The sequence below is a fragment of the Tistlia sp. genome, assembly GCF_040905785.1.
Classification (GTDB): domain Bacteria; phylum Pseudomonadota; class Alphaproteobacteria; order Kiloniellales; family DSM-21159; genus Tistlia.
In genome coordinates this window covers 133359-146905 of record NZ_JBBDQW010000016.1, presented here as the reverse complement: position 1 = coordinate 146905, position 13547 = coordinate 133359, and the positions used below count along the sequence as shown (strand labels likewise).

Here is a 13547-nt window from a genome sequence, read left to right as displayed (position 1 = left end):
GACATGCGTTTCGCCATCACGCTCTCCGCGGCGGCCCTGACCGCCACGCTCGCCGCGGCGCTCGCCGCTACCGGCCCCGCCCAGGCGGCCGTGCCCGATAGCTGCCGCACGGTGATCTTTTCCGACGTCGGCTGGACCGACATCACGGCGACCACGGCCACCGCCTCGGTGGTCCTGCAGGGGCTCGGCTACGAGACCGAGACCGAGGTGCTGTCGGTGCCGGTGACCTACCAGTCGCTCAAGAACGGCGACATCGACGTCTTCCTCGGCAACTGGATGCCGACCATGGAGGCCGACATCGCGCCCTTCCGCGAGGACGGCTCGGTCGAGGTCGTCGGCGCCAACCTGGAGGGCGCCAAGTACACCCTGGCGACCCTCAAGAGCACCGCCGACAAGGGCCTGACCTCCTTCGAGGACATCGCCGGCATGAGGGACGCGCTCGACGGCAAGATCTACGGCATCGAGCCCGGCAACGACGGCAACCGCCTGATCCTCGACATGATCGAGCAGGACGCCTTCGGCCTGAAGGGCTTCGACGTGGTGGAGTCCTCCGAGCAGGGCATGCTGTCCCAGGTCGCGCGCGCCAAGAGCCGCGGCGAGGACGTGGTCTTCCTGGGCTGGGAGCCGCACCCCATGAACGCCAACTTCGACCTGGTCTATCTGTCGGGCGGCGACGACTGGTTCGGCGCCGACTACGGCGGCGCCACGGTCTACACCAACGTCCGCAAGGGTTACCTCGAGGAGTGCGCCAACGTCGGTGCGCTGCTGGGGAACCTGAAGTTCTCCCTGGCGATGGAGAACGAGATCATGGCCAGCATCCTGGACGACAACAGGCAGCCCGAAGCGGCGGCCGAAGCCTGGCTGAAGGAGAACTCCGACGTGCTGGACGGCTGGCTCGAAGGTGTCACCACGGTCGAGGGAGAGCCCGGCCTGCCCGCGGTCAGGAGCGCGCTCGGCCTGTAGCCGACGGCGCGGAACCGTCCCCTCACCCTCCCTCGCTCCCGCGTGGGCCCCGCCCTCTCGCCTCGGGGGAGTGGGTGCCAAGCCTAGGCGAGGCGGGTGAGGGGTGGTTCGGCTCCGAGCAACGCAGAACAGCGACCGGGGGGCCCAGACCATGGAAGAGTGGATCACCGCCTATCGCATCCCGCTCGGCGCCTGGATGCGGCAGTTCGTCGACTTCATCAACGCCTACGCGGCCGGCTTCTTCAACCTGATCTCCGACGTCTTCGGCTTCCTGATCGACGGCCTCGTCGACCTGCTGCTGTGGTTCCCGCCGCTGGCGCTGATCGCGGCGATCGCGGCCTTCGCCTGGTTCATGCAGCGCTCCTGGGTGCTGACCCTGGGCAGCCTGCTGTCGCTGCTGCTGGTGCTCAACCTCGGCTACTGGGAGGCCACGGTCGAGACCTTGGCCCTGGTGATCTGGGCGACCTCGCTGTGCATGACGATCGGCGTGCCGCTCGGCATCGCCGCGGCGCACCGTCCCTGGCTGTTCACCCTGCTGCGCCCGGTCCTCGACCTGATGCAGACGATCCCGACCTTCGTCTACCTGATCCCGACCCTGATCCTGTTCGGCCTCGGCGTCGTGCCGGGCCTGATCTCGACGGTGATCTTCGCGATCCCGGCGCCGATCCGCCTCACCCAGCTCGGCATCGCCTCGGTGCCCAAGCCGCTGGTCGAGGCCGGCCAGGCCTTCGGCGCGACCCGCAGCCAGCTGCTCTGGAAGGTCGAGCTGCCGCACGCCCTGCCGACCATCATGGCCGGCCTGACCCAGTGCATCATGCTGTCGCTCTCGATGGTCGTGATCGCCGCCCTGGTCGGCGCCGACGGGCTCGGCAAGCCGGTGGTGCGCGCGCTCAACACGGTCGACATTGGCCGCGGCTTCGAGGCCGGCCTCGCGATCGTCGTGCTGGCGATCATCCTCGACCGCGTCGTCCGGCAGCGGCCGCGCGGCAAGGGAGGCCGCTGACATGACGGACGAAGGCACCGGCGGCGGCGCCGCCGTCACCTTCGAGAAGGTCGACATCGTCTTCGGCGAGGCGCCGGCGAGCGCCCTGCCGCTGCTCGACGCCGGCAAGACCCGCTCGGAGATCAACGAGGCGACCGGCCAGGTGATCGGCGTCGCCGACGCCTCGCTGGCCATCGAGCCGGGCGAGATCTGCGTGCTCATGGGCCTGTCGGGCTCGGGCAAGTCGACGCTGCTGCGCGCCGTCAACGGCCTTAACGCCGTGACCCGCGGCCGCGTCCTGGTGCGCCATCGCGGCGACCAGGTCGACGTCGCCGCCTGCAGCCCCGCGACCCTGCGCCAGCTGCGCACCGAGCGCATCGCCATGGTCTTCCAGCAGTTCGCCCTGCTGCCCTGGCGCACGGTCGCCGAGAACGTCGGCTTCGGGCTCGAGCTGCGCGGCCTGCCCAAGGCCGAGCGCGACCGCATCGTCGCCGAGAAGCTCGAGCTGGTCGGCCTCGGCGAGTGGGGCGGCAAGTACGCCCACGAGCTCTCGGGCGGCATGCAGCAGCGCGTTGGCCTGGCCCGCGCCTTCGCCACCGACGCCGACATCCTGCTCATGGACGAGCCCTTCTCGGCGCTCGACCCGCTGATCCGCGACAAGCTGCAGGACGACCTGCTGGAGCTGCAGCGCTCCCTGCACAAGACCATCCTCTTCGTCAGCCACGACCTCGACGAGGCGATGAAGCTGGGCAACCGCATCGCCATCATGGAGGGCGGCCGGATCATCCAGGTCGGCACGCCCGAGGACATCGTGCTCAACCCCGCCAACGACTACGTCGCCGAGTTCGTCGCCCACATGAACCCCTTGCGGGTGCTGCGCGGCGGCTCGCTGATGACGCCGGTCGAGGAGCTCGCCTGCGACGGCGAGGAGCTGCTGCTCGACCGCGCCGGTCGCCTGCGCCTGGCGCTCGACGCGGAGGGACGGCCGAGCCGGGTGACCGGCGACGGCCGCCCGGGCGAGCTGGTGGCCTACGCGGGCGAGGGCAGGATCGCCGACCTGCCCGAGGGCGCCTTCGTGGTCGCGCCCGTCGAGCTCTCGATGCGCGCCGCCATCGAGCTGCGCCAGGCGACCGGCCACCCCGTCATCCTGACCGAGCAGGGCCGCGCCGTCGGCCTGTGCGGCGACGAGGAGATCTACCGCGGCATCCTGCGGCAATCGTCCCACGAGCCCGAATCCCGCGTGCCGGCGGACGGCACCGCCGCCTGAGGAGTCCCATGCCAGCCATTCGCGCCATCGTCTTCGACAAGGACGGCACGCTGTTCGACTACTACCGGACCTGGCTGCCGGTGAACCGCGCGGCGGCCCTGGCGGCGGCCGGCGGCAGCCAGGCCGTGGCCGATCGCCTGCTCGCCCTTTCCGGCCACGATCCCGAGACCGACCGGGTCGAGCCGGGCTCGCTGATCGCCGCCGGGGACACCCGGGAGATCGCCCTCGCCTGGCTGCCCGAGCTGCCGCACCGCCGGATCGAGGAGCTGGTGCCGCTGCTCGACCGGGTGTTCCTGGAGCAGGGCGTCGCCAACGCCGCACCGGTCACCGACCTGGCGGCGCTCTTCGCGCGGCTGCGCGCCCGCGGCCTGACCCTGGCGGTGACCTCCAACGACAGCGCGGCGGCGACCCTGGCCACCGTCGCCCGCTTCGGCCTGGAGGAGCACCTGGCCTTCGTCGCCGGCTATGACAGCGGCCACGGCCACAAGCCGAGCCCGGGCATGGTCCGTGCCTTCTGCGCGGCGACCGGGCTTGCGGCCGAGAGCGTCTGCGTCGTCGGCGACAACCTGCACGACCTCGAGATGGGCCGCGCCGCCGGGGCCGGGCTGGTGATCGGCGTGCTGACGGGCAGCAGCACCGCCCAGGTGCTGGCCCCCCAGGCCCAGCTGGTGCTCGAGTCGATCGAGAGCCTGGAAGCAGCCCTGGAGGCCTGGCAGGCTCGCGTGGCCTAGCCGCGCCGCCGTCGGCCCGTGCGGTGGCCGGCGCTCGCGCCCGGGCCCTGGCCCTGGCCGCCGGCCGAGACGCTGCCGAGTGCCGCGATCACCGACTCGATCGTCGGCGGCTCGCCCGGCGGCGTCGTCTCGAGGGCCTCGCGCATGGCACGGATGTGTTCCGGCGTGGTACCGCAGCAGCCGCCGATGATCCGCGCGCCGCTGTCGCGCGCCAGCACGGCGTAGCGCGCCATCAGCTCCGGCGTGCCGTTGTAGACGACCTCGCCCTCGACGAACTCGGGAATGCCGCAGTTGGCCTTGGCGATGACGACGTCGCCGGGGCCGGTCGCCTGGCGCATCTGGACCAGGGCGGCGACCAGCTCGGCGGCGCCCGTGCCGCAGTTGCCGCCGAAGGCCAGCGGCCGCGGCGCGCTGTCGTGAGCGAGGCCGGCGAGCTCGGCCGGGGTCACGCCCATCATGGTGCGGCCGTGGGTGTCGAAGGACAGGGTGCAGGTGACCGGCAGGCCGGCCTCGGTGGCGCCCTGGATCGCCGCCTTGAGCTCCTCGGGCGAGGACATGGTCTCGATCCAGGCGAGGTCGGCGCCGCCGGCCTTCAGGCCCTCGCACTGGGCCCGGAAGGCGGCCACGGCCTGGTCGTAGGTCAGCGGCCCAAGGGGCTCCAGCAGGTCGCCGGTCGGGCCGACCGAGCCGGCGCAGACGACGGGGCGGCCGCAGGCGGCGATTTCCTCGGCCAGCAGCCGCGCCGCGGCCTCGTTGATCTCATGCACCCGGTCCTGGGCGCCATGCAGGCGCAGGCGGTTCGCGGTGCCGCCGAAGCTGTTCGTCAGCACCAGGTCGCTGCCCGCCTCGAGGAAGCCGCGGTAGTGGGCGCGCACCTTCTCGGGCTGCTCCAGGTTCCACAACTCGGGCGCGTCGCCGTGCTGCAGGCCCATGGCGAAGAAGTTGGTGCCGGTGGCGCCGTCGGCGATCAGCCAGGGGCGCTCGGCGAGCAGCTTGGTCAGCAGGTCGGACACGGCTTGGGTCCCGGCGAGACGAGGGTGCGGCAGGGCCGCGTCCTCGCACGCGCCGCCGGGAGCGTCAAGCGCCGCACGCCGCCGCGCCCCGCCGGCAAGCGGTCGCCCCGGGAACGCTTTGCCGCAGCCGACCGTTGCTGAAGCTCCGCCACAGCTCCCGCAGAGGAACCGGCTGATGCCCGCAGGACCCACCGCCACGCGCCGGCTCGCAGGGCGCCGTCTCGCCGTCCTGCCGTCGGCGCTCGCGGTCGCTTTCTGCGTCGCCCTCCTCGGCAGCGCCGCGGCATCGGAAGGCCTCCCGCTCACCGGCCAGGCGGTCAACGACGCTACCTTTGCGAAAACCGTCCGGACGGCCGAGGGCGCCACCGTCGAGTCGAAGTCGATCGGGCGCGCCCTCCTGGTCAAGCTGCAGGTCCTGCTCGACCGCCGCAGCTTTTCGGTCGGCGTCATCGACGGCCTGCCGGGCGACAAGGTGACAGAGGCGGTCCGGGCACTGGAGTTCGCCGAGAGCCTGAAGCCGGACGGCCTGGTCGACGAGGACGTCTGGGCGACGCTGGCTGCCGAGAGCATCCGGCCCGCCCTGGTCGACTACGAGATCACGGAGGCCGACGTCGCCGGTCCGTACCTGGAGAGCGTGCCGGAAGACGTCGGGGCGCTCTCGAAGCTCAAGAGCGTGGCCTACACCGGCCCGCTGGAGATGCTCGCCGAGCGCTTCCACATGGCCGAGGAGTTGCTGGTCGAGCTCAACCCCGGCAAGGACTTCGCCGAAGCCGGCACCGTGGTGGTCGTCGCCGATCCCGGCGAGCCGCTGGCCGAGCCTGGGGTCGAGAGCCTGGAGATCGACGGCGCCGCCGGGCGGGTCCGCGCCTTCGACGGCGAGGGCGCCCTGGTCGCCGCCTACCCGGCGAGCGTCGGCAGCCCGGCGGCGCCGGCGCCCCGGGGCAGCCACAAGGTCCGCACCGTCGCCCTCGACCCCGCCTATACCCACGTCTCCAGCTCCGGCGACGAGAAGCTGCACGTTCCGCCCGGCCCCAACGGGCCGGTCGGCAGCGCCTGGATCGACCTGACCCTGGAGGGCTGCGGCCTCCACGGCACCGCCGAACCGGCCGCGCTCGACAGGGAACCGGTCCAGGGCTGCGTGCGCCTGACCAACTGGGACGCGCGCGAGCTGGCCCATCTGGTCCGCGAGGGCACGAAGGTCGTCTTCCTCGAGGCCGGCGAGGCGCCGGATGACCCGGCCTCGGCAACCGGAAGCTCCGAGGAGGCCGCGGCGCAGTGACAGGTCCCGGCCGCCTGCTGCGGGCGAGCGCGCTCATCGGCCTCCTGGTCGGCCTCGGCGGCGCGCCGGTCGCCGGCGAGACGCTGCCGCTGCCGCCGCTGCGTCCGCCCGAGCTGGGCGGACCCGACCCGGTCGCCGACTGGTCCGACCCGGACGCGCCGCTGCAGGCCTCGCCGCCGAAGGACAGGCGGCTGGCGCCGGCTGCCGAGGCGACGGTCGCCGAGGCGGCGGCTCCCGAGGACGCCGCGCCGGTCGCAGCCGAGGCGGCGGAAGCGGTGGAGGAACCCGAGCACCCGCCGCTGGCGGCGCCGGAAGGGCCGGTCGCGGACGAGCACGAGTCGCCGCCGCTCGACGAGGCCATGGCGGAGGAGCGGCCGGCCTTCGAGCTCGCCGAAACCCTGGACTGCGAGGCGGAGCTGCGCCGCCTGGGCGCCGTCTTCACCCTGGCCGAGCCGATCGAGGAGAACGGCTGCGGTGCCGAGCGGCCGCTGGCGGTCACGGCGCTGCCCGGCGGCATCGCCCTCGAGGGCCCCGAGGTGCTGCTGCGCTGCGAGGCGGCGCTGGCGGTGGCGCGCTGGATTGGCGGGGTGGTGGCGCCCTCGGCGGTGCTGCACCTCGGCACCGCCGTCGAAAGCCTGCTGGCCTCGACCAGCTATCACTGCCGGGGCCGTGACGGCAGCGCCACGCCCAGCGAGCACGCCTTCGCCAACGCGCTCGACGTCATGGGCCTGCGCTTCGCCGACGGCAGCGTCATGCTGATCGCGCCGCGGCCGGACAGCGCAGCGCCGCAGCGCGCCTTCCAGGCGGCGATCCGCGGCGGCGCCTGCGCCTACTTCACCACCGTCATCGGCCCGACCACCAACGCCGCCCACGACGACCACCTGCACCTGGACGTCAAGCGCCGCTCCGGCGGCTACCGGATGTGCGAGTAGCTACCCGGCGATCTCGTCGTAGCCGCGGCCCTGGAACTGCAGCAGGCAGATGCCGTGGCCGAAGGGATCGGCGATCTGGGCGATGCGGCCCCAGCTGTGCTCGCGGATCTCGCCCTCGAGCTCGGCGCCGGCGTCGCGGGCGCGCTGCAGGGCCGGCTCCAGGTCCTCGACGAGGAAGTCCAGGTGCACCGGCGTCCAGTGTCGCCGGTAGTCGCGCCGCGTCCCGCCCGGTCCGGCCGCCGCCGCCGTGCCGGCCGGCTTGGCGAGCAGGTAGAGCGGCGCGTCGGCCCCGAGCAGCTCGACGACCTCGGGCCCGAGCCGGCGCCCGACGGTGAGGCCGAAGGCGCGGCCGTAGAAGGACTCGGCCCGGTCGATATCGTCGACGTCGATGTTGATCAGCACGCTCGCCGTCATGGCCCCGGCGCCTCCCGATGTCCGAGCTTCCGATGGACGGCCGCCGCCTGCGCCGCGGTCGCAATCGGCCCCGGATTCCAGGCCGCCGAGGGTGCTTCGGCCAGACCGCCGCGACGGAACTGCAGCAGGCACACCCGGTTGCCGAAGGGATCGGTGAGCTGCGCGATGCTGCCCCAGTCGTGGTCGCGGACCTGACCCTCCAGCCGAGCCCCGGCCTGGGCCGCCCGCGCGCGCGCCGTCTCGAGGTCCTCGACCACGAGGTCGACCTGGACCGGCGGCCTCAGCCGCCCGCCTTCCCCGGGGACGGGGTCGCGGGCGAGTAGATGAATCGGCGCGCTGCCGCCGATCAGCTCGACGACCGCCGGCCCGAGACGCCTGCCGACGACCAGCCCGAAGGCGCGGACGTAGAAGGCTGCCGCGGTGTCGAGCTCCTCGGCTTCGACCTGGATCAGGATCAGCGGTGCCATGGCGACGGGCTCCCGGTCGTTCACGATCCGTTCCAGAATACCTCGAGCCCCGGCCGCTGTCAGCCGGAAAAGTGCGGCACCGCCCGGTGCTGGATTGCATCAGGCCCGTAGCGCCTCGTTGTCCGGGTCGTAGGGGCTCTCGGCGACGATGCGCGCCGGGCGCAGCTGGTCCAGAACGCGGACCTGGCAGGTGCGGCCGATCTCCGCGAAGGGCGTCTTGACGTAGCCCAGCATCAGCGACTTGCCGACGTGGTGGCCGTAGCCGCCGGCGGTGCCGCGGCCGACGACCTCGCCGTCCATGTAGATCGGCTCGTTGCCGAAGGGGTCGGCGTCGTCGGCCTCGATCTCTAGCGTGCAGTAGGTGTTGGGGATACCCGCCTCCTGCTGGCGCACCAGGGCCTCGCGGCCGGTGAACTCGGCCTTGTTGAGCCGTACGAAGCGGGACAGCCCGGCTTCCAGCACGGTGTTCTCGGCGTTGAGGTCGGTGCCGAACAGGCGATAGGACTTCTCCAGGCGCATGGAGTCCATGGCGCGCATGCCGACCAGCCCGATGTCGTAGGCGCGGCCCGCCTCCATGATCTGGTCGTAGAGGTGGTTCTGGTACTCGATCGGGTGATGCAGCTCCCAGCCGAGCGAGCCGACGAAGTTGACCCGCAGCGCCCGCACGCCGGTGCACCAGCCGACCGGGATGTCGCGCCCGGTCAGCCAGGGGAAGCCCTGGTTCGAGACGTCGGCGTCGGCCAGCTGCTCCAGGATCTTGCGGGAGTCGGGGCCGGCCAGCACGAAGACGCCGTACTGGGTCGTGACGTCCTGCAGGAAGACCGAGCCGTCGCGCGGCAGGCGCCGGGTCAGGAAGTCCCAGTCCATGTCGTGGGCGCGGCCCGGGCCGACGACGTAGAAGCGCTCGCCGTAGAGTCCGTCGGGCAGGCGCAGGATGGTGAACTCGGCGCGCACCGAGCCCGAGTCGGTCAGGGCGTGGCAGAGGTTCATGCGCCCGACGCTCTTGGGCACGTTGTTGGCGATCATGCGGTCGAGCCACTCGCGCGCGCCGCGGCCCTCGACCAGGTACTTGGCGAAGCTGGAGAGCTCCAGCAGGCCGGCGCGCTCGCGCATCGCGCGGACCTCGTTGCCGACGTGCTCGAACCAGTTGGAGCGGCGGAAGGAGTAGACGTCGCGGCGCTCGACGCCCTGCGGTGCGAACCAGTTCGGCCGCTCCCAACCGAAGGCCTGGCCCCAGACCGCGCCGGCGCGCTCGAGCCGCTCGTAGGCCGGCGGCGTCTTGGCCGGGCGTCCGGCGGGGCGCTCCTCCATCGGGTAGTGGTTGAAGAAGACGTGCTCGTAGGCCTCCTCGTTCTTGATCTTCGCGAACTTCTTGGAGACGACGCCGAAGCGCCGGGGGTCGACGCCCATCATGTCGACCGTCGGCTCGCCCTCGACCATCCACTCGGCGAGCTGCCAGCCCGCGCCGCCGGCCGCGGTGATGCCGAAGGAGTGGCCCTCGGAGATCCAGAAGTTCGGCAGCCCGAAGGCCGGCCCGACCATGGGGTTGCCGTCGGGGCAGTAGGAGATCGGCCCGTTGACGATGTCCTTGATGCCGGCGTTCTCGAAGGAGGGGACGCGCCGCATGCAGGCCTCGACGTGGGGCAGCAGCCGCTCCAGGTCGCCGGGGAAGAGATCCTTCTCGAAGGTCGGCGGCACGCCGTCGACGAAACAGGCCGGGGCGTGCTTCTCGTAGGGCCCGAGGATCCAGCCATTGCGCTCCTCGCGCAGATAGTACTGGGCGTCGGATTCGCGCAGCACCGGCAGCTCGGCGTTGCCGGCGGCGCGGTAGGCCTTCAGCTCGGGGTCGACGTCGGTGACGATGTACTGGTGCTCGACCGGGATCGCCGGGAGCTCCAGGCCGACCATCCGGGCGGTGGTGCGCGCGTAGTTGCCGGTCGCGCAGACGACGTGCTCGCAGGCGATCTCGCCCTTGTCGGTCCTGACCAGCCACTCGGACGAGCCGTTGCGCTCGATCGCGGTCACGGCGGTGCCCTGGAGGATCCGGGCGCCCCGGTCGCGCGCGCCCTTGGCCAGGGCCATGGTGACGTCGACCGGCGCGACGTGGCCGTCGGTCGGGTGCCAGAGCGCGCCGACCAGCCCCTCGGCGTCGATCAGCGGCCAGAGCCGCTTGATCTCCTCGACGTCGATCAGGTGGCATTCGACGCCGATGGTCTCGGCCGTGCACTGGTAGTTGCGGTACTCGTCCATGCGGTCGCGGTTGGTCGCCAGCCGCAGATTGCCGGTCTGGTGGAAGGAGACGGCCTGGCCGGTCTCGGCCTCGAGCTTCTTGTAGAGCTCGACCGAGTACTGGTGCAGCTGCCCCACCGAGTAGCTCATGTTGAACAGCGGCAGCAGGCCGGCCGCGTGCCAGGTCGAGCCGGCGGTCAGCTCGCTGCGCTCGAGCAGCACGACGTCGTGCCAGCCCTTCTTCGCCAGGTGGTAGAGCGCCGAGGCGCCGTTGACGCCGCCGCCGATGACCACGACCCGCGCCGTCGAGGGGAAACCCGCCATGACCAATCGTCCTTTTCGAGCGCCCGGCGCCTTCGGCTCCGCAAGGCCACCGGGCCACGCTTGCGGACCGGCGAAAACTGGCAAGGCCGCGCGCGCCGCGCGGAGGGAAAAGCGACAGCGATTAGGGCGGAAGCGACGCGGCGCGCCCGCGGCCTGTGGCGCGCGCGGTAGCCGGGGCGGGCGACGCCGCATTCACGGCGTTACCTGTCGCCTGCCGGACAGCCTGCCGGGCCTGCGCGCTCGCACAAACGCATCAGGAGTTTCCGGCCGGCCGCACCGCCAGACACCGCGGTCGGCCCTTGGCCCTTGGAGGGTGCGATGGTCGACCAGGCAGCGGGTCCGGCGGATGTGGCGGCGACGGGATCGGAGGAAGAGTCCGGCGCCCGGGGCAGCCGGCGCGGTCGCGGCAGCGGCAGCGGCGGCGCCGACGCGAGACGCGCCCTCCGGCGCGGCGGCGCCATCAAGCAGCTCGGCCAGATCCACCGCAAGATCCCGGTCTTCGAGGTCCTGAACGAGGAGGCCCTCGAGATCGTCGAGCACAACGCCGACACGATACTGGAGGAGATCGGCATCGAGTTCCGCGGCGACGCCGAGGCGCTCGAGCTGCTCGCCGCGCACGGCTGCGACGTCCAGGGCGAGCGGGTCCACTTCCCGCGGGGCCTGGCGCGCAAGATCGTCCAGGACAACGCGCCGGCGCGCTTCACCCAGCACGCCCGCAATCCCGAGCGCTCGGTCACGATCGGCGGCGACGGCACGGTCTTCGCGCCGGTCTACGGCCCGCCCTTCGTCCACGACCTCGAGGGCGAGCGGCGCTACGGCACCATCGAGGACTTCCGCAACTTCGTGAAGCTGGCCTACATGACGCCGGCGATGCACCACTCCGGCGGCACGGTCTGCGAGCCGACCGACATCCCGGTGAACAAGCGCCACCTGGACATGGTCTACAGCCACATCCGCTACTCGGACAAACCCTTCATGGGCTCGGTGACCGCCCCGGAGCGCGCCGAAGACACGGTGGCCATGGCCAAGATCCTGTTCGGCGACGACTTCGTCGAGCAGAACTGCGTGACCGTCAGCCTGATCAACGCCAACTCGCCGATGGTCTGGGACGAGACCATGCTGGGCGCGCTCAAGGTCTACGCGCGTCACAACCAGGCGACCATCGTCACGCCCTTCATCCTGTCGGGCGCCATGGCGCCCTGCACGGTCGCCGGCGTCATGACCCAGACGCTGGCCGAGTCCCTGGCCGGCATGGCCTTCGCCCAGATGGTCCGGCCCGGCGCCCCGGTGATCTTCGGCTCCTTCGCCAGCTCGATGTCGATGCAGTCCGGCGCGCCGACCTTCGGCACGCCGGAGCCGGCGCTGGTGCTCTACGGCGTCGGCCAGCTGGCGCGGCGCCTCGGCGTGCCCTTCCGCTCGGGCGGCGGCCTCTGCGGCTCCAAGCTGCCCGACGCCCAGGCCGCCTACGAAAGCGCGGCGACGCTGCAGCCGACGCTGCTCGGCGGCGTCAACTTCGTGCTCCACGCCGCCGGCTGGCTGGAGGGCGGGCTGGTCAGCTCCTATGAGAAGTTCGTCATGGACGCCGACCAGCTCGGCATGCTGCAGACCCTGAGCCAGGGCGTCGACATGAGCGAAAACGGCCAGGCGATGGACGCGATCCGCGAGGTCGGCCCGGGCAGCCACTTCCTCGGCGCGACCCACACGCAGCGCAACTTCGAGACCGCCTTCTACCGCTCGACCATCGCCGACAACAATTCCTACGAGCAGTGGCTGGCCGAGGGCGAGCAGGGCGCCCAGCAGCGCGCCAACGCCCTGGTGCGCAAGCTGCTCGACAGCTACGAGGCTCCGGCCCTGGACGAGGGCATCGACGAGGCGCTCAAGGCCTTCATGACCGAGAAGAAGGCCTCCATGCCCGACGCCTTCGCCTGAGGCCCGGCGGTCGCCAACGGCGCCGCTATCGGCTCGTCCGGGCCGGTGCGTTCGCCTGGAGCAGTTCGGCCTCGAGCCAGGGCGTCAGCTTGACGATATCGGGCACGCAGTGGCGCATCACCGCGTGGTGCGCGGCGGTCGCTATGCGCTCCGCCAGTTCCGCCCCCTCGGTGCGCCGGGCGATGAGCCAGAGCCTGCGTTTCGGCGACTGGTCCGGCAGCCGGTGGCATTCGATCTGCGCTGCCGCGGGATGGCTCTTCAGCGCGACCAGTGGGGTCGTGATCGCCCAGCCGATCCCCGCCCGGACCATCGCCATGACCGCATCCGAGGTGTCGAACTCGTAGCGGTGCGGCGGCACGACCGCGCGCTGGCGCAGGTAGCTGTCGACCTGGCCTCCGAAGAATGAGCGCCTGGAGTAGCGGATCAGCGGGATCTCGCCGCTCAGCGCCTCGATCGTCTTTCCCTTCACCGAGTCCCGCTTCGGGGTGACCAGGAAGAACGGCTCTTCGAAGATGGGAAAGGCGATCAGGTCGAACTGCGCAAAGGTGTCGTCGGGGCTGATGATGAAGTCGACCCGGCGCTCCAGCAGCGCGCGCACGCTGGTGTCCTCAAAGCCCGAAGCGACCGACCACTGGGCGGCAATGCTGTCCAGTTCCTGCACCAGGCTCGGCCCTGCCGTGGCGGCAAAGGAGTCGACCATGCCGATGCGCAGTAGGGGCAGCAGCTTGTTGAGGTCGAGGTCGACGACCTGCTCGAGCTCCCAGGCACGGTCGAGCACCTCGGTCGCCTTCTTGTGAAAGGAGCTTCCGGCGAGGGTGAGCTTGGCCGGCCGCACCGAACGGTCGATCAGCTGGCAGCCGACCGCGCGCTCCAGGCTGGAGATCGCCTGCGAGACCGCCGATTGCGTCAGCCCGAGCCGCTCGGCCGCCTTCGACATGCTCTGGTCTTCGATCGTCGCCACGAAGGCCTCGATCGAGCGCAGGTTCATCCAGCTTTTCATCGGCCCAGTCCCGTTCT

12 protein-coding genes are annotated in these 13547 nt (G+C 71.7%); 7 read left to right on the top strand and 5 right to left on the bottom strand.

Features of this window, described 5'->3' with window-relative positions:
- Window positions 1-3 precede the first annotated feature (3 nt).
- The 4 genes from WD341_RS04830 (at window position 4) to WD341_RS04815 (ending at window position 3943) form a co-directional block, all read left to right on the top strand.
- Complete coding sequence (locus tag WD341_RS04830) at window positions 4-963, top strand: choline ABC transporter substrate-binding protein (RefSeq protein WP_368424295.1); 960 nt, start codon at window positions 4-6, stop codon at window positions 961-963.
- A gap of 151 nt (window positions 964-1114) precedes the next feature.
- Entirely contained in the window at window positions 1115-1966 is an 852-nt protein-coding gene (gene choW, locus WD341_RS04825) for a choline ABC transporter permease subunit (protein WP_368424294.1), read from the top strand.
- A 1-nt stretch (window position 1967) separates the two neighbouring features.
- Entirely contained in the window at window positions 1968-3212 is a 1245-nt protein-coding gene (choV, locus tag WD341_RS04820; RefSeq protein ID WP_368424293.1) for a choline ABC transporter ATP-binding protein, read from the top strand.
- 8 nt (window positions 3213-3220) lie between these two features.
- Window positions 3221-3943, top strand: a complete 723-nt coding sequence (locus tag WD341_RS04815) for an HAD family hydrolase (protein ID WP_368424292.1) — start codon at window positions 3221-3223, stop codon at window positions 3941-3943.
- Here WD341_RS04815 and bmt read toward each other — a convergent pair.
- Window positions 3940-4956, bottom strand: coding sequence for a betaine--homocysteine S-methyltransferase (gene bmt, locus WD341_RS04810; RefSeq protein WP_368424291.1), 1017 nt, complete (start codon window positions 4954-4956; stop codon window positions 3940-3942). The two genes, WD341_RS04815 and bmt, sit on opposite strands and share 4 nt — an antisense overlap.
- A 175-nt stretch (window positions 4957-5131) precedes the next feature.
- Here bmt and WD341_RS04805 point away from each other — a divergent pair, with 175 nt between their 5' ends.
- Entirely contained in the window at window positions 5132-6235 is a 1104-nt protein-coding gene (locus WD341_RS04805) for a L,D-transpeptidase family protein (protein ID WP_368424290.1), read from the top strand.
- The gene (locus tag WD341_RS04800) at window positions 6232-7167 is read left to right on the top strand and encodes an extensin family protein (RefSeq protein ID WP_368424289.1); all 936 of its coding nucleotides are present in this window, start codon (window positions 6232-6234) and stop codon (window positions 7165-7167) included. Before WD341_RS04805 ends, WD341_RS04800 begins: the two co-directional genes overlap by 4 nt.
- Here WD341_RS04800 and WD341_RS04795 read toward each other — a convergent pair whose 3' ends face one another.
- The 3 genes from WD341_RS04795 to WD341_RS04785 form a co-directional block, all read right to left on the bottom strand.
- Window positions 7168-7581, bottom strand: a complete 414-nt coding sequence (locus WD341_RS04795) for a VOC family protein (protein ID WP_368424288.1) — start codon at window positions 7579-7581, stop codon at window positions 7168-7170.
- Window positions 7578-8048 carry a VOC family protein gene (locus WD341_RS04790; RefSeq protein WP_368424287.1) on the bottom strand — a complete coding sequence of 157 codons (471 nt, stop codon included), beginning with the start codon at window positions 8046-8048 and terminating at the stop codon, window positions 7578-7580. Before WD341_RS04790 ends, WD341_RS04795 begins: the two co-directional genes overlap by 4 nt.
- A 99-nt stretch (window positions 8049-8147) precedes the next feature.
- Window positions 8148-10601 (bottom strand): FAD-dependent oxidoreductase, encoded by a 2454-nt coding sequence (locus tag WD341_RS04785; RefSeq protein WP_368424286.1) that lies wholly within the window; start codon window positions 10599-10601, stop codon window positions 8148-8150.
- Between the two features lie 318 nt (window positions 10602-10919).
- Between WD341_RS04785 and WD341_RS04780 the strand changes: the two genes are divergently transcribed.
- Window positions 10920-12530 carry a trimethylamine methyltransferase family protein gene (locus WD341_RS04780; protein ID WP_368424285.1) on the top strand — a complete coding sequence of 537 codons (1611 nt, stop codon included), beginning with the start codon at window positions 10920-10922 and terminating at the stop codon, window positions 12528-12530.
- A 25-nt stretch (window positions 12531-12555) separates the two neighbouring features.
- Here WD341_RS04780 and WD341_RS04775 read toward each other — a convergent pair whose 3' ends face one another.
- Entirely contained in the window at window positions 12556-13530 is a 975-nt protein-coding gene (locus WD341_RS04775; protein WP_368424284.1) for a LysR family transcriptional regulator, read from the bottom strand.
- Window positions 13531-13547: the final 17 nt, after the last annotated feature.